This window comes from Tenuibacillus multivorans, from assembly GCF_900103915.1.
Taxonomy (GTDB): domain Bacteria; phylum Bacillota; class Bacilli; order Bacillales; family Alkalibacillaceae; genus Tenuibacillus; species Tenuibacillus multivorans.
The window spans coordinates 1-19,866 of record NZ_FNIG01000004.1 but is presented as its reverse complement, the minus strand read 5'-3'; the positions used below and the strand labels follow the sequence as shown (position 1 = coordinate 19,866).

Genomic DNA, 19,866 nt, shown 5'->3' with positions numbered 1-19,866 from the left:
TGCTTTGCAGCTTGATCGACTTGTGAATTTTCATAAAACTGTCGGAGACAAAACACGACTGCGAATTATTGGTTTATTAAAAGAAGGACCACTTCACGGACAAGCGATAGCCGGTAAATTAGGGCTGACACCACCAACTATTTCACATCATTTAACCAAGCTTAAAGAAATTAACATTGTCTATCAACGTCGCCATAAAAATACGATTTATTACAACTTAAACGAGAAGCATCTAGCCTTTTTAGCTGAAAGTATTATAAAATTGGGAGATGAAGATATGAATGAAGCGTTTAAAGTCAGTGAAGAAGAAAAGCATAACATTCTAAAAAACTTCTTAGATTCAGATGGGAAGCTCAAAACACTTCCTTCCCAACTTAAAAAGCGACTTATTATACTAGAGCATATTCTTAAAGGGTTTGAAATAGGTCGAACTTACTCCGAGCTAGAAATCAATCAGCACATTAAAAAGTTCCATGATGATTTTGCTACCATTCGTCGTGAATTTATTAACAATCACTTCATGACACGCAATCGAGGCTATTACGAATTAAACCCACGAGAGTTATGGAGAATATAAAAGATTGGATGAATCCCTATGTATCAAAAAACTAAATATATTTTGATCATCTTAACTGTGGTAAGCCAAATTAGTGCAATTATTTCAATTTTCTTTGATATCATATTAGCAATTTTTCTAGCAATCATCTATGCCATCTCATTAATCATTTTAATAGGGTTATTTATTTCTGAAAGACGTCAAGAAAAGAAGGAGGAGATTAGTTATGATGATCTTGACTACTGAAACGGCCCCAGGCTATGAAGTTAAAGAACTCGTTGGCTATGTCAAAGGGAGTACCATTCGGGCTAAACATATCGGGCGTGACATTACAGCAGCGTTAAAAGGCCTTGTCGGTGGAGAGATTGGAAGCTATAGTGACATGATGAATGAAGCAAGGAAATTGGCAATTCATCGTATGGTACAAGATGCTGAATCCAAAGGAGCAAATGCAATCATTGCGATGCGCATGCATACCTCAACCGTCATGGGTGGCGCCGCAGAAATCATTGCTTACGGAACAGCTGTGAAAATTGAAAAGCAATAATACTTGCAGTCTGGTGAAAACCAGGCTGTTTTTCATGATCTTCTTACATAATCTACTTCTGAACAGGGATAATAAACCAATAGATGTTCTTTTGTGAAGGAAGTGGATAACGTGGGAAAAGAAGGAACACAGGTACCCATTGATCGAAACTTTAATAAAAATATCGAATACTTGAAAAAAGAATTACGTGTGGACAAAAACTTTGACCTTATACACCATAAAATGGAACATGGTGGACTTAAGATAGGTCATTTCTATATCGACGCTTTTGCTAGTGACAAACCTATGATCGACACCTTAAAGAGTTTTAAATTCTTAGACGACGAAGAATTTCGTAAGGATCCCGTTGAGGCACTAACACAAACAATTATTCCTCATCAGGAAATTGATACATCAGAAGATCTCGAGGAAGTTATTGCCCAGATCCTTGCTGGTCAATCAGCCTTTATCATTGAAGGGGTTACACAAGCTGTCCTTGTTGATACTAGGACATATCCCGCCAGATCACCTCAAGAACCAGATCTTGAAAGAGTCGTCCGGGGTCCTCGTGATGGTTTTGTCGAAACCATTGTGTTTAACACAGCTTTAATTAGACGTCATGTTAGAGATCGTTCATTAATTTTTGAATATTTACAGGTTGGACAACGCTCTAAAAAGGATATTAGCCTGACGTATCTTGACAGTGTCGTCGATCCGGAACTCATTAGAAGGCTTAAAGAAGAAATAGAAAAAATCGATATTGACGATTTATCGATGGGTGAAAAAACGCTCGAAGAATACATTTTCGGACGCTCTATGAATCCTTACCCCTTAGTGCGTTATACTGAGCGAGGAGATACAGCAGGCGTTCACCTGATGGAAGGGCACATTCTCATAATTGTCGATGGTTCACCGAGTGTCATGATATGTCCGTCGACATTCTGGCACCACTTACAACATGCCGAAGAATACCGTCAGAAACCGGTCGTTGGCGCCTTTTTACGTTGGGTGCGCTTTGTCGCTGTCTTTTCGGGATTATTTTTACTGCCACTTTGGTATCTATTAGCGAGTAATCCTGAGCTCCTACCGAATCAAATAAGTTTCCTCGGGCTTAAGGAAGAAGGGAATGTCCCGTTATTTCTTCAGTTTTTAATTGCTGAAATTGGTGTGGAAATGTTAAGGATGGCAGCCATCCACACCCCGAATGCACTTGCGACAGCATTAGGGTTAATTGCAGCGTTAATGATTGGTGAAATCGCCATTGATGTTGGCTTATTTTCATCAGAGGTTATTTTATACTTGGCTATTGCCGTTATCGGTAACTATGCGACACCGAGTTATGAATTATCATTATCCAACCGTTTAACACGTTTGTTTTTGCTCATTGTAACAGCAACATTTGGCGTATATGGTTTTGTATTAGGATTTGTTGCTTGGCTATTATTACTAGTATCAACCAAAGCCCTGAACACACCTTACTTATGGCCATTCATACCGTTTAACGCTAAAGCCTTTTTTGTGAGTATTGTCAGGTCACCAATGCCACTTCAAAAAAGTCGACCAAGTGTATTAAACACATTGGACGACTCCCGACAAGAAGGCGAATCCTAACCTAAGTACGGTTAGGATTCCTTTATTATGGCACGACTAACACTTCTACTTCGAAATCTTTAACTTTATCATGTGGCGTTTCATGATCAGTAATAATTAAATCCAATTCAGATAAAGGACACATATGACTGAACATATCAGTCCCAAATTTCTCATGGTCCACGATGCCAATAACTTTTTTTGAACGGTTTATTATAGTTTGATGAATAACTGAAACTTCAGGGGTCGCCGTGCTTAAACCATTGAAAGTAATATTACCAGCTGTTGCAAAGCTAACATCAACAGAAAATTGCCCAGCAAACTGATTAGCCAGTGCATCTGTTATGTTTCCGGAACTTTTAACAAGACCGCCAATTAAATAAGTTGTCACGTTATCCATACCACGAAGATGATATGCAATTTCAACACTGTTTGTTAAAACGGAAAAATGAATGTGAGTCGGTAAATATTTTAGCAAAACAAAATGAATCGCCGCTCCACCAATAAATACTGTTTGATCTTCTTCAATATACTTAACTGCTTCTCTGGCAATCGCATTTTGCTCCTCACTTCCTTCACCATACCTATTAGCTGGTGGCTGTGGCATTTCTCTAACTCGTTTGATAGGAATTGCCCCACCATGAGTGCGCTGTAATAAACCGTCCTCTTCCATAATCGATAGATCTCGCCGTATCGAGTCTACGGATACGTTAAACTGTTTTGCTAAATCCTTAGCCAAAACCCGCCCCTGATCTCGTATTTTCTCTAAAATTTTAGTACGCCTTTCTTCAGAAAACAATTAATTCTCCTCCCTTTTAATAACTCTCCTGTTAAAATTGATCGCAATAACCATTCGAAATAGCCATTGATGATAAGAAATATTACAAATGAAATCCATTTGTGTACACCTCTATCCTTGTTTATTCATATTATTTCATGTTTGTTAATGATTTTCAAGCATTAATTTCATTTTTATTCCGTTTTTTACGAAAAAATAAGCGACACCTAACCTTAGTGCTGTTTTGTTCCTGTTTTATAATTTGCATTCTAACATCATCCAAATAACTTCGCCTATCATTATTTTTCAATTGCCAAGGCAGCCGTTATAAGTTCACCCGATATTCGACATCCTAAACATAATAACCGTTTCACTTTACAAACATATGTTTATAATTTAAACTTTTGTTAGAAGATGCAGGAAAGGAGGACATCATTCTGAATAGAGAAAAGCAAATACTTGATTACATTAAACAAAATCCTTATATCTCACAGCAAGAGCTTGCTGAAAAGGTTGGTGTTTCAAGGCCAGCTGTTGCAAATTATATAAAGAAATTAATACAAAACGGTGAAATAAAAGGAAGAGCCTATATATTGAATGATCGGAAAAATATAACGTGTATAGGAGGAGCCAATATTGATCGAAAAGCGCGGTCCAAGGAACCTATACAGCTAGGGTCCTCCAACCCTGTTAAGACTGAAGAATCATTGGGTGGAGTTGCACGAAATGTAGCAGAAAATCTAGTTCGTTTAGGCTGTGACACTAGTGTAGTAACCTTTGTTGGACAAGATAAAGAAGGTGATTGGATTTTAAATTCGTCCCAAAAGCTTGGCATGGACATTAGTCATTCAGTAACCATTCCTAACCATAGAACAGGTACTTACACAGCACTAATTGATGAAACCGGAGAAATGGTCGTATCAATGGCTGATATGGACATTTACGATCAAGTCACTTCAAACTTACTTGAAAATAGCTGGAATCACATCGCTTCGTCAAAGGCAATTTTTATGGACACAAATATTCATGCAACGAGTTTACAATTCATTATAGAAAAATGCCATTCTGCACAAATCCCGTTATATGTAGATCCAGTTTCTTCGATTAAGGCTCAAAAACTTCCTAATGATTTATCTGGGATAGACACGTTAATGCCCAACCAAGAAGAAGCTGAACTATTATCTGGGGTAAAAATTAACGATAACAATGACTGTATTGAAGCTTCAAAAAAAATAAGAGAACGTGGTGTCAATAACGTTATTATCACACTCGGCGGGGAAGGCATTTATTATTCCTCTAAGCATAAAAGCAACTGGCTTAAACCTCCTCAGACAAACGTAGTTGATGTCACAGGAGCTGGAGATGCCTTTGCAGCTAGTCTGATTTATGGAATGGAACAAGGTCAATCACTTGAGGAAGCCAGTAAATTTGGGTTAGCAGGGGCTTCTTTAACCTTACAAGTAAAATCATCCGTTTCACCATTCATTAATGATAAAGAATTACAAAACATGACAAAGGAGTTTTAACATGAAGGAATTTTTAACTTACACAGATGAAGTCAAACATGCATTGGACAACAACCTCCCAGTTGTCGCTTTAGAAACAACCATCGTTTCACACGGTATGCCTTATCCGCAAAATGTTGAAACAGCTAAAAGATGTGAGCAAATTATCCGAGATCAAGGTGCTGTCCCTGCCACGATTGGCATCATGAATGGAAAAATTAAAATTGGTCTAAACGACGAGGAGCTTGAAGTCTTTGCGACGAATCAAGATGTACAAAAGGTCAGCCGACGTGATTTTCCATATATATTATCTACCGGAAAAATTGGAGCCACTACGGTTGCTGCTACGATGATTGCAGCTGAATTAGCTGGTATAAAAGTCTTTGCAACAGGTGGTATTGGTGGTGTCCACCGCGATGGGGAAGTGTCTTGGGATGTATCCGCAGATTTAATGGAACTTTCCCAAACCAATGTCGCAGTCGTATGTGCTGGAGCGAAGTCTATATTAGACATAGGACGCACCTTGGAATATTTAGAAACACACGGGGTACCCGTTGTAGGCTATCAGTGCCAAACGTTCCCTTCCTTTTACACAAGAGAAAGTGAATACGAGGTCGACTTTCGTCTCGAAACACCAAACGAAACAGCAAACATGATTGATACAAAATGGAAACTCGGTTTAGATGGTGGATTGGTTATTGCGAACCCTGTCCCCGAAGAAGCTGCAATGAATTATGAAACAATCGAAGCGGTCATACAACAAGCGCTTAGTGAAGCTAAAGAACAGCACATTTCCGGTAAAGCTGTCACACCTTTTGTTTTAGACCGGGTTAAAAGTCTAACAGATGGAAAAAGCTTAGAGACAAACATCCAATTAGTTTATCATAATGCAGAAGTAGCTGGCAAAATAGCAGCTTCTTTAAAACATTAAGATCAATTATTTTGGGGTTTTCCCGTATTTAATTTAGGGATTTAAAAATTTATAATATAAAAAAGTCATGGCGAGACCGATCACCATGACTTTTAATCTATTTGTTCGATTTCCCAATTTTCATTAACATATAATCCAATGATATTCATCTTATAGCCCCAAGTTTTAACCTTCTTAATTGATTGTTTAATTTGAGCCACCTTCTCCTCTTTATCGATTGGATTACCGGCACAATCATGATGACCAACGATTGCCAAAACACCTGAGCCATGTTTGTAATATGAGATTCCGACCTTTTCAACCAATGATCCGATTTGTTCGTCTTCACCTTGTAATATAATTTTATTCGGACCGGCTTCTGTAATCATATCAACATATTCAGCTTTATACTTATCCTTCAACCATTTAATAACGGGCTCTTGAACACGCCCGTCCATACAGTTAATAGCTGTAACGAAAGTTTTGTCTGTCATCAAACATTCCCCCTAAAATCTTTAACTATTGTTACATACCCTTAAACGGAATTAAATAACCTCATTATCGATTATTTTTTTATAACTTCCGTTTTCGTCAGAAGATCATATAGTGATTGTTTATGTTTAGTAAATATCGCTGTTAATAAATATATAAAAATTAACCCATACGTCAAGAACATTACGAGGTAAACATATATTGTCCAATCCTGCTCTGGAACATATACAAATCGGTAGACGAGAAAATGAGAAAGTTCCCATGGTAGGAATTTTAGTGACGTTCTTATGATTGACCTTTTAATGGATAAAGGTGCACCATGTTGATTGACAACTTGAATCCCTAAAAGCCTCTTACCAACTGTCTGCTTCCCTAATGATGAATCAAAAATTATAAAGTATAAGGAAACAGGGAGTGTCAGGATTAAAAAGCTAAATATTTGTGACTTAATGAAGGAATCAGATATTAATGATTGTGGATTGGGAAATAGAAACACGCCTATCGTCAACAAAAAAATTAAATACAAGGCTATTAAAATATAATCAACACCAAACGCCTTTAAACGTATAAAAAACGAAGCATTCACTAGTTTACGCTCCTATCCTATTATTTTTTTATCCAAGTTATCCGCTATGTAGAATATCTTAAATGTTATTTTTTTCTTTTAGTTAACTATACCACGTCAGCACCTCAAGCGCCCCATAATTTTAATTGTTGTGTATCTGAATAATTTTGTGACTCAAAATCATTTAGAAATGTTATAATATTGTAGATTTTTATTCGACAAGGAGCATGAACATGATCAGAAAATTTTTTTCATACTACAAACCACATAAACGTCTATTCATGATTGATTTTTTTAGTGCTATTATAGTTGCGGCTCTCGAGCTCGTCTTTCCTATTGCGGTTCAGCGATTTGTCGATGACTTACTTAAGAGTGGTAATTGGGATCTTATTGTGACGGTCAGTATATTACTACTAGCCGTTTATCTATTAAGTACTTTTCTGCAGTATGTTGTCAGTTATTTAGGACATAAGCTTGGCATTAATATCGAGACGGATATGCGAGAGGAGCTATTTACGCACGTACAACGTCAATCATTTGGATTTTTTGATAATACGAAAACTGGCCATATTATGAGTCGGATCACCAATGATTTATTCGATATTGGTGAGCTTGCCCACCATGGACCTGAGGATGCATTTATTGCCGTCATGACCTTCACGGGCGCCTTTTGGATTATGTTTTTCATCAATCCGACGCTTGCGTTAATTGCACTCATCATGGTTCCGCTTCTTATTGCATTAGTGACTTATTGTAATATCGCGATGAACCGTGCGTGGCGTAATATGTATGGAAAAATTGCTGATGTCAACGCGCGTGTTGAAGATGCCGTGTCTGGCGTTCGGGTTGTTCAATCTTTTACTAACGAAGAGTTTGAAATCAATCGTTTTCAAAAAGATAATGGTTTATTTCGCAAAGCCAAGCTTGTAGCCTACAGGGTTATGGCTTGGACGCATTCAAGCATCTATATGATGACACGTTTACTAACCTTATTGGTACTGGTCGTCGGTTCGTATCTTACAATTAATGGGGACTTAACGCATGGTGAACTCATTAGCTTTGTGTTATATACCAATGTATTAATCAAGCCGATTGATAAAATTAGTGCCTTACTCGAGCTGTATCCAAAAGGGATGGCTGGGTTTAAACGATTTCAGGATCTAATCGAAGAGCAGCCCGATATTCAAGACAAACCAGATGCTCAACCTGTAAATGAATTAAAAGGTCATGTACAATTCCAAGATGTTGATTTCTCATATGACCGCTACAAATCTGTTTTAAAACATATCAACTTTGAAGTGGAACCTGGAGAAACAGTAGCTTTTGTCGGGCCATCAGGAGCTGGGAAAACAACTATTTGTTCATTAATCCCCCGTTTTTACGATGTGGACAAAGGTTCTATAATGATTGATAAAATGGATGTAAGTGACATGACAAAACATTCACTGCGTTCACAAATTGGGATTGTACAACAGGATGTGTTTTTGTTTACAGGAACCGTTCGTGAAAATATTGCTTACGGCAAGAAGGACGCAACAGAGGCAGAAATACGAGATGCGGCCAAAAGAGCACACCTTGATGAGGTCATCGCTAGTCTACCACAGGGCTATGATACACAAATCGGTGAACGTGGGTTGAAGCTTTCAGGAGGGCAAAAGCAACGTCTCGCAATTGCACGAGTGTTTTTGAAAAACCCACCTATTTTAATATTAGATGAAGCCACATCGGCGCTAGATACTCAGACAGAAAGAATCATACAAAAGTCATTAAATGATTTAGCTGAAAATCGGACAACTCTAGTCATTGCCCATCGATTGGCGACGATTAGAGACGCTGATCGTGTAATTGTAGTGACGAATGAAGGTATCGTCGAACAAGGCACCTATGACGAGCTTATAGAAGCTGATGGCGTTTTTGCTAAATTACACAAGATTCAGTTTAGTTTAAACGGATCATGACATTAAAAAGCACAGGATTTCCTGTGCTTTTAACTTATCCATAACATTTTAGAACCGACTACCTTCCACTCATCATTTTGATGGTCAACAATAACTTCGAGCCCAATCGCTCCTAAACCTGACCGGTATTTTGATGCTTCAAATATAAACTTAGAATTACTTTCTTGATCAATACTGTCAAAGCTTAACAAGACTCCATCTAACATCATGGTTTCTTCATCAAAGTGTCCCTGTTCTTTTAATTCATCCATAGTCGCAACCTTGATCTCAACATCATAGGCTTCTTCAAAATGCTTGACAATATCGTCGCGTTCAGTTTGATTTAATTCTTCTAAATGGCTCATATCAATTGCGATAAATTCCTTTTGATCATTTAATGCTTCATCTTCTTCCATTAATTTTTCCAATGCGGCAATATAAGCACCACTATGATTCGTTTCTCCATCACTTCCTTGAGCCGTTGTCCCACAAGATGTTAATAAAAGTAAAATCGCGATCCAAATGAATATGTTTTTTAATTTCATCAAACCACCGCCCATAGATTTCTTATTCATTTAGACGATGATTTTAAATAAAAGGTTACGTTGATGAATCATTTAATTCACCTTCTATAATTTTAGCAGCTGTTTTACCAGACATCACCGCTCCTTCCATCGTGGGGAAGTGTGAATGCTTTGTATAATCACCTGCCAAAGCTAAACCCTTAATCGGTGTATCCTGTTCAGGACGCATCCAATCGTATCCCGGTTCCAGTGTATAAAAATTATCAGGATGAAAAACAACACGGTAGTCCCTAATATGATTTTCTAATTCTAATCCTAATTTTTTAGCGTCCTTTAATACAATTTCTAGAATGTCCTTTGGTTCTAAATCAATATACTGATCTGGTGGGGATACTGTAATAGATAATCGTCCTGAGGCCTTTTTAAAGGTTGTCCGTGATTGCTCTGAGAAACTCGAAAGGACTGACCCTGCTCCAAAAGTTGTTCGATCGTACGGTAAGGCTGGTTCATCCAAATCAATTTGAACAGAAATAGCGGGCATCGTTGGTAATTTAATTAATTGATTAACAAAGGGGTGCTCCATATTTGATTGTTTTAAAATTCTTTTAGCAGCCCCAAGACCTGTTGCCAGTACGGTATATTTTGCGCGTATATCCTTTTCACGGGAAGCCACACCCTTCACTTCACTATTTTCATAAATTAACCGCATTACTTCAGTTCCTGTCACCAAATCAACGCCTTGTTCGCGAATGAGCTTGGCCAAAGGTTCAATCATTACCTCATTCATCCCATCTAAATATGCGCCTAAACGCATCTTGTAAAAACGTGACGCAACCGGCGCTAACATACCAAAAAATACATAGGCCGAAAACCGTTCAGGTGGAAGAAAGAAAATACCAGATGTGAAAGGTATCACGACCATATGAAACGCATTGTCTGTGACATGATGTTTTTTCGCATACTCGTAAACACTTAAGCGATCCAAATAGTCAGGGCGTTTCATGTAATCTAATAGCCCATTCGCAAAAAATGGCCCCAAAGATAACATATCCTTCACAGGCATTGTGCGAGGATTCCCAAAGATCCCATTCATAACTTTAATCGGACCTCGAAATGGTGCGACACCAAATGTCGTTACCTCATCTTTTAATGGGGACCTTACATCAATTCGTTCTTCCCATTTAACAACCTTGTCGATATCAATTCCCGCTTTTTTTAATAAAGCTGGTAAATGTTTATAATATCCCAAGACACGGTGAAACCCTGAATCTATATGCATCCCATCATCATACCAAGAAGAGGTTCTCCCGCCTAAATGCTCCTCCGCTTCAATTAACAGCGTTTTATAGCCTTTTTCGGAAAGTTCAACAGAGCAAGTTATCCCCGCCAATCCTGAACCTATAATTAAGACATCATATTGACTCATGAATGGTCCTCCATGTTTTATGTATCGATTACAAAAGGGTATACTGATTGCCCCATATGCTTGGCTGATTCCCCAATATTGAGGTTTTAGTCCCCAATGACTCGTGCTAATTCCCCAACACCACTTATTGAGTGCCCTATTTTGATCGATTATTGCCCAATGAAATATATGTTTTCCCCCATACAGCACTCTGAATGCTCAATGCGTGGTCTAAACCACCTTTTATTCGGAATACTAATTTCTCTTTAGCATGAATTATTCTCCATAAGTAAAGATGAGACTGCCCTTATCGGACAGCCTCAACTAACTATGACTCTTGGTTCGGAACTTTCGTGTGCATTGGTGGTACGACTAACCAACCTTTTTCTTTGTTTAGTCGTAACGCTTTTGCAGCGACCTGAGCTTTATTCATATGGTATTGACCAAATAACATGGCCAAATCCTCTCGTGTGCATTGACTAATTATCGTACTACACGTGACTAGACCTTCACCAAGCATCAAGGAAGCCGTAGCGCTAATTTCGGGATCACTTAATTTAGCACCCGCAGGAATGTCCTCAAGATCTGCATAAGGTTTTTCAGGTGGCGCTGGTGGGACACCAACTCCGTTATCTTTTAAAACCTCTTCAAGCTCTTCGATTTCCTTTTTAGATGCCTGAGTCATTTCCTCTAATAGTTTTTTTAAATCACGGTCACCTGTATGGTTGCTAAATGTTTGTAGTTTGGCATAATCTCCTTTAACCACAAGCAAATACGACCACATACTATACACTTCGCCATAATGTAAAGGTTGTTTTTTAGGGTTTCCTGACAATATACCCATTCACTATCTCTCCTTTAAAATGATTATAACCATATTGTGTCAACACAGAAATAAATTATTCCATTTAAAATTAATTGGTTTTTTATTCTGTTTTCTCACTTTAGTCTCTTCCACGTAAGTACTAAAGGTTGTTTCATGGTATGGTTCAATAAGTTATACCTCCTTCAAAGTTCACCCTTACCAATCTCTTGCTAATCTGATAAGATAAATAAAAATAAGGGGGCGAATCAAGATGAATGTTAGGGAAGCGGTAGCTGCTGATTACAAAGGGATTGCCAAGGTGCATGTCGATAGCTGGAGAACGACGTATCAAGGAATTGTACCTGATCAATATTTAAATCAGTTATCCTATGCGCAACGGGAAGAAGTATGGAAGAATAATCTCGCAAATGGTAAGGTATGGGTAGCGGAAGATTCAAATGGCCAAATTGTTGGATTTGCGAATGGTGGCCCAGAACGCTCTGGAGATTACCCTGATTATCAAGGGGAAATCTATGCCATTTATATATTGGAAGAGTATCATGGTAACGGGTTAGGTAAGCAGCTTGTCAAACAGGTTGTCAATGAATTAAAACAGCAAGATATGTCAACCATGCTCGTCCTAGTGCTTAAGGATAATCCAGCCTCTCAGTTTTACCAAGCTCTCGGAGCGGAACTGATTGATACACTTGAGATTGAGATTGCTAGTAAAAAGCTATATGAAGATGTTTATGCGTGGAATCAATTACCACAGCTATAAAGAAGGAGACAGAATACATGAATGTTAATTGGAGATTGTGGGAGTATATCAGCGTTGACAATTGGATTGACATAGGAATTTCGGTTGGTATCATACTCCTTTTCCTTTTGTTTAGTAAAATCTTCACCAAATATATATTCTTTTTCTTAGTAAAACTTTTTAATAAGGAAAAAACCGAACTATTTAAACAAATTTTAGAGGCCTACGAAAAACCGCTTCGTTGGTTATTTATCATTATCGGTATTTACATTGCGGTTGACTATTTTCCTTACTTCGAACAGGATCATTCATTGTTCGAACATCTAATTAAATCGTCCATTATCATATTAATTGCTTGGGGACTTTATAACCTATCCTCAACCTCTTCTATCCTTTTTATGAAATTAAATGATGGAGTCGGTCTAGAGGTTGACCAAATTATAATTCCATTCGTATCTAGAGGTCTACGATTTGTCATAATCGCCATTACGATAAGTGTAATTTTAATAGAATTTGATTATGATGTGACCGGGTTTATAGCGGGTCTTGGTCTTGGTGGTCTTGCTTTTGCTTTAGCTGCCCAAGATGCCCTAAAGAACCTTTTTGGTGGTGTTGTCATTATAGCGGAAAAACCATTTACGCTAGGGGATTGGATTAAAACATCAAGTGTTGAAGGTACCGTAGAAGATATTAATTTCAGAAGCACGATCGTTCGTACTTTTGCACAGGCATTGGTGACTGTTCCTAACTCAACACTAGCTAATGAAGCGATTACGAATTGGAGTAAAATGGGTAAACGGCGCATTACCTTCAACTTAGGTGTTGAGTACAAAACACCTAAGCATAAGCTTGAGAAAGTGGTTAAACGTATTGAGGAATTACTCCGAAATCATGATGAGATTCATCAAGAAACCATTTTTGTAAATTTTGATGAGTATAACAATAGTAGTCTAGACATCTTATTATATTTTTTCACTAAAACAACAGCTTGGGGTGAATACCTCGAAGTGAAGCAGGATATTAACTTTAAGATTATGGAAATACTTGAGGAAGAAAACGTATCCGTTGCTTTCCCATCACGTACTATCTATATGGATCAAGATCATCAAGAAGTGGTAGAGGTAAACGAAGAAACTCACGATTAAAATCGTGAGTTTCTTTTAGTAGTTTCCTCTTTTTAAGACGCGCTATCATGAACAAAATCAATAATCGTGACATCACCTCCACGTATATCGAGCCTGATAGTATCATATCCGTACGGTGGCTCTTGTGACTCTATATACGTCCTTACTTCAATCACAGCTTCAAAACAGCCTTCACAATCATCAATTCGCTTAATATCAACTAACTCATCTTGATCGTAGTCCCGAGGTTGTCCATAGTATTTTTCAACAGCTTTTTCAACATAGGGTTCAAGTAAACCCATTACCATATCCTCTTCAATATCTAATGATTCTGCTGTAACCTGTCCAGGTATGAACAACCCAAATAATATAATGAGACTCACACCTATCTTTTTCATAACAAAACACCCTCTCAAAGCTAAACATGGTCATCACATATTATGGAGAAAATCCTTCCAAATTATAACTACTTACAACCGCCGAATATAGGATTAAAATAACCTTCTAATGTCATCTAAATCTTGAAGGACTTGTTTTATCTCGTCTTGACCCAATCTCACAAGTATTTGGTCATTTAACGTGACAACTTGTCCGCCTTCTTCATCTATATGTGCTGAAAGATAATCATATAGATCTGATAAATCTTCCTCGCTAATGGCAGATTCCGTTGTTAAATGCTTAATACCTGTTAGGAGGAATTCCTGGCTAGATGAGTAAAATTCACCTGAAATAATATGGCCATCTACTTGCATGTTATCACCTCTATGGGTATAGTCTGCACCAACATTAAAGGTAATATAAAATTTTCTAGTTATGTGCAAAAATCGTATTGGAATTTATCCTTCTGATTCTGATTTAAAGATCAGTCTCGATTTTTTGCTTATGATTGTGGATTTGATGATGGCGAGTCTCGATTCTCTGCTATTGAGTCTGGATTTCCTACTTTCGATTCTGGATTTTTTACTTTAGAGTATGGATTCCTAACCTCCTCATAAGTTTTAATTATCTACGTTCCCTAATAAACGTTTAATGAACGTTCATAAAAACTAAAACGCAGGAATGCTAACATCCCTGCGTCCTTTCTATCTGAAAAACGGCACTTTTTCCACTCCAACCATTCGTGCATAAACGAACAGTTGACCTTTATGGTGAATTTCATGTTCATACATCGCTTTTAAATATTGATATTTCGTCCCTTGCATTTTCGGTAGCTCCGCTTTGTTTTGCTGTTGCAGTTCTTCATCTGTGGTCTCTTCAATGACCTTTTGCGTTTTTTTCGTTAACTCCTTAACAGCGTCACGAACGCCCTTCATTGTCTCAAACTCTGGCATATCAGGTGCCTCAAATTTCTCTGTTTTCACCATCTTGGCAAACATTTCTCCTGAGGTTGCGATGTGTAAGGCTAATGTTCCAAGTGACATGGCACCATCCCATGGTTTGTAATGAACATGTTCGTCATCGATTTGCTCCAAAAGCTCCTCAAGTATTCCGCGATGATTTAACCAGTCCTTAAGAAAATCGTGTACACTAGACATCCATGACACTCCTTTATAACTTCCTATCTGCTATATAGTTTACAATATATCCTGGCTATCATTCCAGCGTTTGCTCATGTGTTGTTCTAATTCACCTGTATTACCATTAATATAGAATGTATCATCGATTAAATCCGACTCAATCGTTACTTTCCAAATCGGTAAATAGCTTTCATAAATGTGTTCGACTTCGTGTTTAGGTTTTTTCAAAATATAAGCTCGGTTAATTTGTTTCTCCTGTACATCTTTAATGTATTTTTTAGATTCTGTTTGCGTTTTGATATTCTTTTTGACTAAATGGGCTGGATCAATTTCAATGGATTCTATAGATGGAACTTTGGAAAACACACCACGATAACCTGATACGGCATCCACAAAAATGATATTTGGTGTTTTTTTAGGCTGAAACGGAGGTCGATCAGCTACGACAAGAGATTCAGCTACCCAAAAGGGGTGATATAATAATTCTAGATTCACAGTATACTCCCTGACAAAACCTTCATTAACCTCTCGCATCATCCTTTTTTTCATCGGTAAACTTTTATACACATATCGATAGACATCCTGTTCCGATATGATTGATGAATTTCCGAGGCGCTTCACTTCCTTTACACTTAATAATTGTGGCATCATTTTTCACCCTTTTAATGAATATGTTGATGGTAGTAATCTACCCGGTCCTGAACTTCTTTCGAAGGTGGTTCTGTCATTAAACTAACGACAATCATAACGATTAACGATACTGGGGCCGCGATGATCGGTTCTGCATTCGTTGGGAGCACCTGTGATGAGATTAATATGACAAATAGTATCGCACCACTAAGCATCCCCATAAGCGCACCTGTTTTGTTGGCACGCTTCCACCATAACCCTAAAACGAGTGGGAAGCCAAAAGAGGACAACAGGAATCCACCGACCCAGCCGACCATAATCGCAATGAGACCAGGTGGTTCAATCGCAATGAGTATGCCGACAATACTCGCTACAATCATAACGATTAACCCAATACCTGTTACATAACGTTCACTGGCCTGTTTATTAATATTTTCTTTGTAAATATCATGAGCAATCCCTGCCGAAATGGCTAATAACATGGCATCTGCTGAAGACATAATTGCTGCCATTAAACCGGCTAACATAAGCCCACCGATAATCGCTGGTAAATAATGCTCCACCACCGAGACAAAAATCATATCACTATTATCTAAGGTCTCAACAATGCCTAAACTAGCTCCAGCACTCGTTACGACAAAACCAGCGAGAAATAGAGCTAAGTACAGTACCGTTCCCCACATTGCAGAACGTCTTGCTGTTTTCGCATCTCTTGAAGCAAAGTTACGCATCACAACTGATGGAGAAATAATGCCGAACCATAAAAAGGCAATAAACAACCCAAAATAACTCATCCAAGGCTGTGTAATATCACCGAATTGTGGATCAACGGCTAAGGCATCGCTGATTAAAGCGGATAAACCACTATGATCGACTAAAATAAACATCGCCAATACAACAATACCGACAAGCATTAAAGTACCCTGAATCAAATCCGTGTACGTAATCGCCCACATGCCGCCTAAAGCAGCATACAACGTAAAACCTATACCAAGGGCTATCACAGCTGTTTTATAATCAATACCAAGAACATGCGAACCAATTAAACCGGAAGCCGTTAACTGCGGGACCATATAAAAGGTCATACCAATCACAACGATAATGGCTGAGACAATTTGTACCGATGTTCCGAAACGCTGCTTAAAAAAGTCCGGCATCGTCTTGACACCAGAGCGACGAATTTGACCAGCAATTAAAAACATAACAAAAGGTAAAATAGCAATAACACCAAAAGCATACGTAAAGAAATATGGAACACCTAACGCAACTCCTGAACCAACTGCCCCCATTAATGAGCTTGAGCTGGCGACAGCAGCAAAGATTGCAAATGCCCCGACAAAGGTGTTAATGCTTTTTCCAGCTGTGAAGTAATCGCTCTCAGACCGACGTGCACGTCTATAAAAGTATATGCCAATGATGGTTATAACAATTAAGTAAATAAGTAAAATGATAGATTCGGTTACTTGCAATTTAATCTCCTCCTAACGTAATCGCTATTCTTCTTCCAGCTTTTCGATCCATAACACATAAATCACACCTAGCAAAAGCCAGATAAATAAACCAATAAACATCAGCCATCCAACAAGTGAAATTCCCTTAAAATACGTATCAACCGGCCACCAAACAAAGACGAGTGCGGCATACATGACCATGACAACCGTTAACATTAGACCCGGATCCTTTAATTTTGACCTAGTTGCCATCAGAATCACCTCTTTCATTTTGTTTAGTAAAGGTTAATCTATGAACTACTACATAACTATGACTTGTCTTAAAAAATCATTACAATTTCCATAAAATGTTTAGACAAATCCCCTTGATACAAGGGGCAAATGTGTTATTATATGAAAGATTGCCATCTGTAAATAATTTATTAAATAGGTGTGGTAAATCATGAATGTTATACAAAAATTTACGAGATTAATAGGTAAATTTTTCACTCATTATATAGATTTTATTTTATTCGTTATCATCGTGACGCTTAAGTTATTTTTATTCGCTAGCTTATCGGGGACCGATTTTGCTAAACAAGATTTCTCTGGGTATCTTTCTGAATTATTTAATTGGATATTTTCAGGTGACCCGGAAAGTTTAACAGAGCTTAGACAAGGCATCGTGATGGTGAGTATCGGGGCTGTTTTACTCGTTTCATTTTGGGTCTTAATGTTTCCGCGTAGAGCCCGTATCTTAACGTTTTTAAGTCTGGATCTTGTCTTATCCTTTATTATTTTCGCTGATATGGTCTATTTCAGATATTTTGAGGACCTGATTTCATCAGCTGTATTGCTGCAGGCTGGGCAGGTCGGGGCTTTAGGAGATAGTATTTCAAACCTATTCTCTGCTATTGATTGGTTATTCTTCGTCGATATTTTACTATTCATCCCAATTGTGATCTACATTTTTCGAAAAGTACCAGCAATTAAAACAACGAAAAAAAACTTTATAACTAGAATTATCACTACTTTTATGGCGTTTATAGTGGGATATACACTTGTATTCTTCCCAATTAACGTCTTTATCGATAAAGGTGGTAGTTATCTATTTAATAAGACGTTATCCAATATGAGAGTCTATGAAAAAACGGGATTACTCGGATTTCATGGGTTTGATATCTATAAATATATCAATCAAAACATTCTTGAAAACGATGGAATATCAGCTCAAGAAAAGGACGATATACAAGATTGGTTTGAAGAACGCCAAGAGTTAGCTCAACAGCCAACTGATTTAACAGGAATTGCAGAAGATAAAAACGTGATTGTGCTACAGTTAGAAGCTTTTGAAAATAATTTAATCAATCAAAAAATCGATGGCCAGGAAATAACACCAAACTTAAACAAACTAGTCGATCAAAGCTTATATTTTAATAACTTTTACCATCAAACAGCTGCTGGTCGTACGTCTGATGCTGAATTCCTGGTTAATACATCACTTTATCCGATGTATACCGGTTCAGCTTATATCTCATATTCAGGAAATTCCTATACAGCGTTACCGGAGTCATTGAAGGAGCAGGGTTATTCAACTTCTGTGTTCCACGCATACAAGAAGAGCTTCTGGAATCGATACTTAATGTATCCTTCATTAGGTGTTGATACTTTCTATAGTCTTGATACATTCGAGAAAGATGATCCTTTAGGCTGGTCGATTTCAGATAAAAGTATGCTACGGCAATCTGTGGAACAAATGAAGGATTTTGAACAACCATTTTATTCAATGTTAATAACGTTAACAAGTCACCATCCTTATGACATACCGGAAAGTTATAAGGAGCTTGAGATTGAAAGCATCGGTGACAAAACTTATCGTAATTATCTACAGTCGGCTCATTACGTCGATGAGGCCGTTGGAGAGTTTATCAATCTATTAAAAGAGGAAGGACTTTGGGAAGAATCAGTCGTCGTTATCTATGGTGACCATGATAGTGCATTATTAAAAGATGAAGGTGAAACAGCTGAATTCCTTGGTTACGAAGATGATCAATTAGGCTATCATCAAAATAAAGAAGAAGTACCATTACTCATTTACCTTCCGAATGAGTCTAAAACAGGTGTCTATGAACAAGTCGGCGGTCAAATCGATTTAGGACCAACGATACTAGATTTAGTTGGCATTCAGCCTGAGGAGCGTTACCAAATTGGTACCTCACTCTTTAACGAAGACGATAGACTCGTCGTATTTAGAAATGGTTCCTTTACGACAAATGAATTATTCTACGTTGCCTCCATTGACGGCGTATTCGAAAATGGAACTTGTTATGATACAGCAACGGGAGAGGAAACGTCATTAGAAGCTTGTCGTCCTGATTATGAAAAGGCAACCAAACAATTACAGATGTCTGATACAGTCTTAAGAGGCGATCTGATCAAAGAGTGGACTAAATAAAAAAATGAGTAGGCATGGTACTGCACCCCAAAAGTTAGAGTAAAAAATCTAACTTTTGGGGTGTTTTTATATGGCAAAATATAGTAAAGAGTTCAAAATGAAAATTGTAAAAGAATACTTGGAAGGTCCATTGGGTTCCACTTCGCTGGCTAAAAAATATGGTGTTCCCAATCAGGAGCAAGTAAGAAGGTGGGTGAATGCTTATAAGGTTTTGGGTGAGGAAGGTTTAATGAGAAAGCGTTCAAAAACAGTTTACCCTGTTCAATTTAAGCTAAATGTATTAAACTTTATGAAACAAACGGGCGCTTCTTATCAAGACACGGCCACGGCTTTTAAGATGAACCAACCCACTTTAATCAC

The 19,866-nt window shown here is 37.8% G+C and carries 23 protein-coding genes; 11 read left to right on the top strand and 12 right to left on the bottom strand.

The genetic code is table 11. The features are described 5' to 3' along the window. The first annotated feature begins 4 nt into the window (after positions 1-4). The 4 genes from BLP77_RS07185 to BLP77_RS07170 all read left to right on the top strand — a co-directional run bounded on the left by BLP77_RS07185 (position 5) and on the right by BLP77_RS07170 (position 2,693). Entirely contained in the window at positions 5-577 is a 573-nt protein-coding gene (locus tag BLP77_RS07185; RefSeq protein WP_093856448.1) for a DUF2087 domain-containing protein, read from the top strand. A gap of 18 nt (positions 578-595) precedes the next feature. Then, complete coding sequence (locus BLP77_RS07180; RefSeq protein ID WP_093856447.1) at positions 596-802, top strand: hypothetical protein; 207 nt, start codon at positions 596-598, stop codon at positions 800-802. Beyond that, positions 783-1,103, top strand: coding sequence for a YbjQ family protein (locus BLP77_RS07175; protein ID WP_093856446.1), 321 nt, complete (start codon positions 783-785; stop codon positions 1,101-1,103). The genes BLP77_RS07180 and BLP77_RS07175 overlap by 20 nt, the downstream gene beginning before the upstream one ends. A gap of 111 nt (positions 1,104-1,214) precedes the next feature. Then, positions 1,215-2,693, top strand: coding sequence for a spore germination protein (locus BLP77_RS07170; protein ID WP_093856445.1), 1,479 nt, complete (start codon positions 1,215-1,217; stop codon positions 2,691-2,693). 25 nt (positions 2,694-2,718) lie between these two features. Here BLP77_RS07170 and BLP77_RS07165 read toward each other — a convergent pair whose 3' ends face one another. Then, positions 2,719-3,471, bottom strand: coding sequence for a DeoR/GlpR family DNA-binding transcription regulator (locus BLP77_RS07165; protein WP_093856444.1), 753 nt, complete (start codon positions 3,469-3,471; stop codon positions 2,719-2,721). A 416-nt stretch (positions 3,472-3,887) separates the two neighbouring features. Between BLP77_RS07165 and BLP77_RS07160 the strand changes: the two genes are divergently transcribed. Both BLP77_RS07160 and BLP77_RS07155 read left to right on the top strand, forming a co-directional pair. Then, the gene (locus tag BLP77_RS07160; RefSeq protein WP_093856724.1) at positions 3,888-4,976 is read left to right on the top strand and encodes a PfkB family carbohydrate kinase; all 1,089 of its coding nucleotides are present in this window, start codon (positions 3,888-3,890) and stop codon (positions 4,974-4,976) included. A 1-nt stretch (position 4,977) separates the two neighbouring features. Next, a complete protein-coding gene (locus BLP77_RS07155; RefSeq protein WP_093856443.1) occupies positions 4,978-5,886 on the top strand; it encodes a pseudouridine-5'-phosphate glycosidase in 909 nt (302 codons plus the stop codon). Positions 5,887-5,978: 92 nt separating this feature from the next. On the opposite strand, the gene BLP77_RS07150 is transcribed toward BLP77_RS07155, so the two are convergent. Together BLP77_RS07150 and BLP77_RS07145 are read right to left on the bottom strand one after the other, a co-directional pair. After that, positions 5,979-6,359 carry a carbonic anhydrase gene (locus BLP77_RS07150; protein ID WP_093856442.1) on the bottom strand — a complete coding sequence of 127 codons (381 nt, stop codon included), beginning with the start codon at positions 6,357-6,359 and terminating at the stop codon, positions 5,979-5,981. 71 nt (positions 6,360-6,430) lie between these two features. Next, positions 6,431-6,943, bottom strand: coding sequence for an RDD family protein (locus BLP77_RS07145; RefSeq protein ID WP_093856441.1), 513 nt, complete (start codon positions 6,941-6,943; stop codon positions 6,431-6,433). A gap of 212 nt (positions 6,944-7,155) precedes the next feature. On the opposite strand from BLP77_RS07145, the gene BLP77_RS07140 reads away from it, so the two are divergent. Next, positions 7,156-8,880 carry an ABC transporter ATP-binding protein gene (locus BLP77_RS07140; protein WP_093856440.1) on the top strand — a complete coding sequence of 575 codons (1,725 nt, stop codon included), beginning with the start codon at positions 7,156-7,158 and terminating at the stop codon, positions 8,878-8,880. Between the two features lie 29 nt (positions 8,881-8,909). Here BLP77_RS07140 and BLP77_RS07135 read toward each other — a convergent pair whose 3' ends face one another. The 3 genes from BLP77_RS07135 to BLP77_RS07125 form a co-directional block, all read right to left on the bottom strand. Beyond that, complete coding sequence (locus tag BLP77_RS07135) at positions 8,910-9,404, bottom strand: hypothetical protein (protein WP_093856439.1); 495 nt, start codon at positions 9,402-9,404, stop codon at positions 8,910-8,912. Between the two features lie 55 nt (positions 9,405-9,459). Next, entirely contained in the window at positions 9,460-10,809 is a 1,350-nt protein-coding gene (locus BLP77_RS07130) for a hydroxysqualene dehydroxylase (RefSeq protein ID WP_093856438.1), read from the bottom strand. Between the two features lie 307 nt (positions 10,810-11,116). Further along, positions 11,117-11,632 carry a DUF3231 family protein gene (locus BLP77_RS07125; RefSeq protein ID WP_093856437.1) on the bottom strand — a complete coding sequence of 172 codons (516 nt, stop codon included), beginning with the start codon at positions 11,630-11,632 and terminating at the stop codon, positions 11,117-11,119. A gap of 232 nt (positions 11,633-11,864) precedes the next feature. Here BLP77_RS07125 and BLP77_RS07120 point away from each other — a divergent pair, with 232 nt between their 5' ends. Continuing rightward, entirely contained in the window at positions 11,865-12,371 is a 507-nt protein-coding gene (locus BLP77_RS07120) for a GNAT family N-acetyltransferase (RefSeq protein WP_093856436.1), read from the top strand. Between the two features lie 17 nt (positions 12,372-12,388). After that, the gene (locus BLP77_RS07115) at positions 12,389-13,495 is read left to right on the top strand and encodes a mechanosensitive ion channel family protein (RefSeq protein ID WP_093856435.1); all 1,107 of its coding nucleotides are present in this window, start codon (positions 12,389-12,391) and stop codon (positions 13,493-13,495) included. 32 nt (positions 13,496-13,527) lie between these two features. Here the strand turns inward: BLP77_RS07115 and BLP77_RS07110 are convergent, their stop codons facing one another. The 6 genes from BLP77_RS07110 to BLP77_RS07085 all read right to left on the bottom strand — a co-directional run bounded on the left by BLP77_RS07110 (position 13,528) and on the right by BLP77_RS07085 (position 17,324). Beyond that, entirely contained in the window at positions 13,528-13,872 is a 345-nt protein-coding gene (locus BLP77_RS07110; protein ID WP_093856434.1) for a DUF3888 domain-containing protein, read from the bottom strand. Between the two features lie 93 nt (positions 13,873-13,965). Next, positions 13,966-14,226, bottom strand: coding sequence for a hypothetical protein (locus BLP77_RS07105; RefSeq protein ID WP_093856433.1), 261 nt, complete (start codon positions 14,224-14,226; stop codon positions 13,966-13,968). A gap of 330 nt (positions 14,227-14,556) precedes the next feature. Further along, positions 14,557-15,009 carry a DinB family protein gene (locus tag BLP77_RS07100; RefSeq protein WP_093856432.1) on the bottom strand — a complete coding sequence of 151 codons (453 nt, stop codon included), beginning with the start codon at positions 15,007-15,009 and terminating at the stop codon, positions 14,557-14,559. A 39-nt stretch (positions 15,010-15,048) separates the two neighbouring features. Next, positions 15,049-15,639: a hypothetical protein gene (locus BLP77_RS07095; protein ID WP_093856431.1), complete on the bottom strand. Its 591-nt coding sequence runs from the start codon at positions 15,637-15,639 to the stop codon at positions 15,049-15,051. 14 nt (positions 15,640-15,653) lie between these two features. Continuing rightward, entirely contained in the window at positions 15,654-17,090 is a 1,437-nt protein-coding gene (locus tag BLP77_RS07090) for a sodium:solute symporter family protein (protein WP_093856430.1), read from the bottom strand. A gap of 24 nt (positions 17,091-17,114) precedes the next feature. After that, positions 17,115-17,324 (bottom strand): hypothetical protein, encoded by a 210-nt coding sequence (locus BLP77_RS07085; protein ID WP_093856429.1) that lies wholly within the window; start codon positions 17,322-17,324, stop codon positions 17,115-17,117. Between the two features lie 190 nt (positions 17,325-17,514). On the opposite strand from BLP77_RS07085, the gene BLP77_RS07080 reads away from it, so the two are divergent. Continuing rightward, complete coding sequence (locus tag BLP77_RS07080; protein WP_093856428.1) at positions 17,515-19,506, top strand: LTA synthase family protein; 1,992 nt, start codon at positions 17,515-17,517, stop codon at positions 19,504-19,506. 70 nt (positions 19,507-19,576) lie between these two features. Next, positions 19,577-19,866, top strand: a 290-nt coding sequence (locus BLP77_RS07075) for a helix-turn-helix domain-containing protein (protein ID WP_143001408.1), incomplete at its 3' end; no start/stop codon positions are given.

Coding starts and splice junctions, on each gene's coding strand:
- BLP77_RS07180 (WP_093856447.1), top strand. CDS start 596: ATGTATCAAAAAACTAAATATATTTTGATCATCTTAACTGTGGTAAGC.
- BLP77_RS07175 (WP_093856446.1), top strand. CDS start 783: ATGATGATCTTGACTACTGAAACGGCCCCAGGCTATGAAGTTAAAGAA.
- BLP77_RS07155 (WP_093856443.1), top strand. CDS start 4,978: ATGAAGGAATTTTTAACTTACACAGATGAAGTCAAACATGCATTGGAC.
- BLP77_RS07150 (WP_093856442.1), bottom strand. CDS start 6,359: ATGACAGACAAAACTTTCGTTACAGCTATTAACTGTATGGACGGGCGT.
- BLP77_RS07140 (WP_093856440.1), top strand. CDS start 7,156: ATGATCAGAAAATTTTTTTCATACTACAAACCACATAAACGTCTATTC.
- BLP77_RS07135 (WP_093856439.1), bottom strand. CDS start 9,404: ATGAAATTAAAAAACATATTCATTTGGATCGCGATTTTACTTTTATTA.
- BLP77_RS07130 (WP_093856438.1), bottom strand. CDS start 10,809: ATGAGTCAATATGATGTCTTAATTATAGGTTCAGGATTGGCGGGGATA.
- BLP77_RS07125 (WP_093856437.1), bottom strand. CDS start 11,632: ATGGGTATATTGTCAGGAAACCCTAAAAAACAACCTTTACATTATGGC.
- BLP77_RS07120 (WP_093856436.1), top strand. CDS start 11,865: ATGAATGTTAGGGAAGCGGTAGCTGCTGATTACAAAGGGATTGCCAAG.
- BLP77_RS07115 (WP_093856435.1), top strand. CDS start 12,389: ATGAATGTTAATTGGAGATTGTGGGAGTATATCAGCGTTGACAATTGG.
- BLP77_RS07110 (WP_093856434.1), bottom strand. CDS start 13,872: ATGAAAAAGATAGGTGTGAGTCTCATTATATTATTTGGGTTGTTCATA.
- BLP77_RS07105 (WP_093856433.1), bottom strand. CDS start 14,226: ATGCAAGTAGATGGCCATATTATTTCAGGTGAATTTTACTCATCTAGC.
- BLP77_RS07100 (WP_093856432.1), bottom strand. CDS start 15,009: ATGTCTAGTGTACACGATTTTCTTAAGGACTGGTTAAATCATCGCGGA.
- BLP77_RS07095 (WP_093856431.1), bottom strand. CDS start 15,639: ATGCCACAATTATTAAGTGTAAAGGAAGTGAAGCGCCTCGGAAATTCA.
- BLP77_RS07085 (WP_093856429.1), bottom strand. CDS start 17,324: ATGGCAACTAGGTCAAAATTAAAGGATCCGGGTCTAATGTTAACGGTT.
- BLP77_RS07080 (WP_093856428.1), top strand. CDS start 17,515: ATGAATGTTATACAAAAATTTACGAGATTAATAGGTAAATTTTTCACT.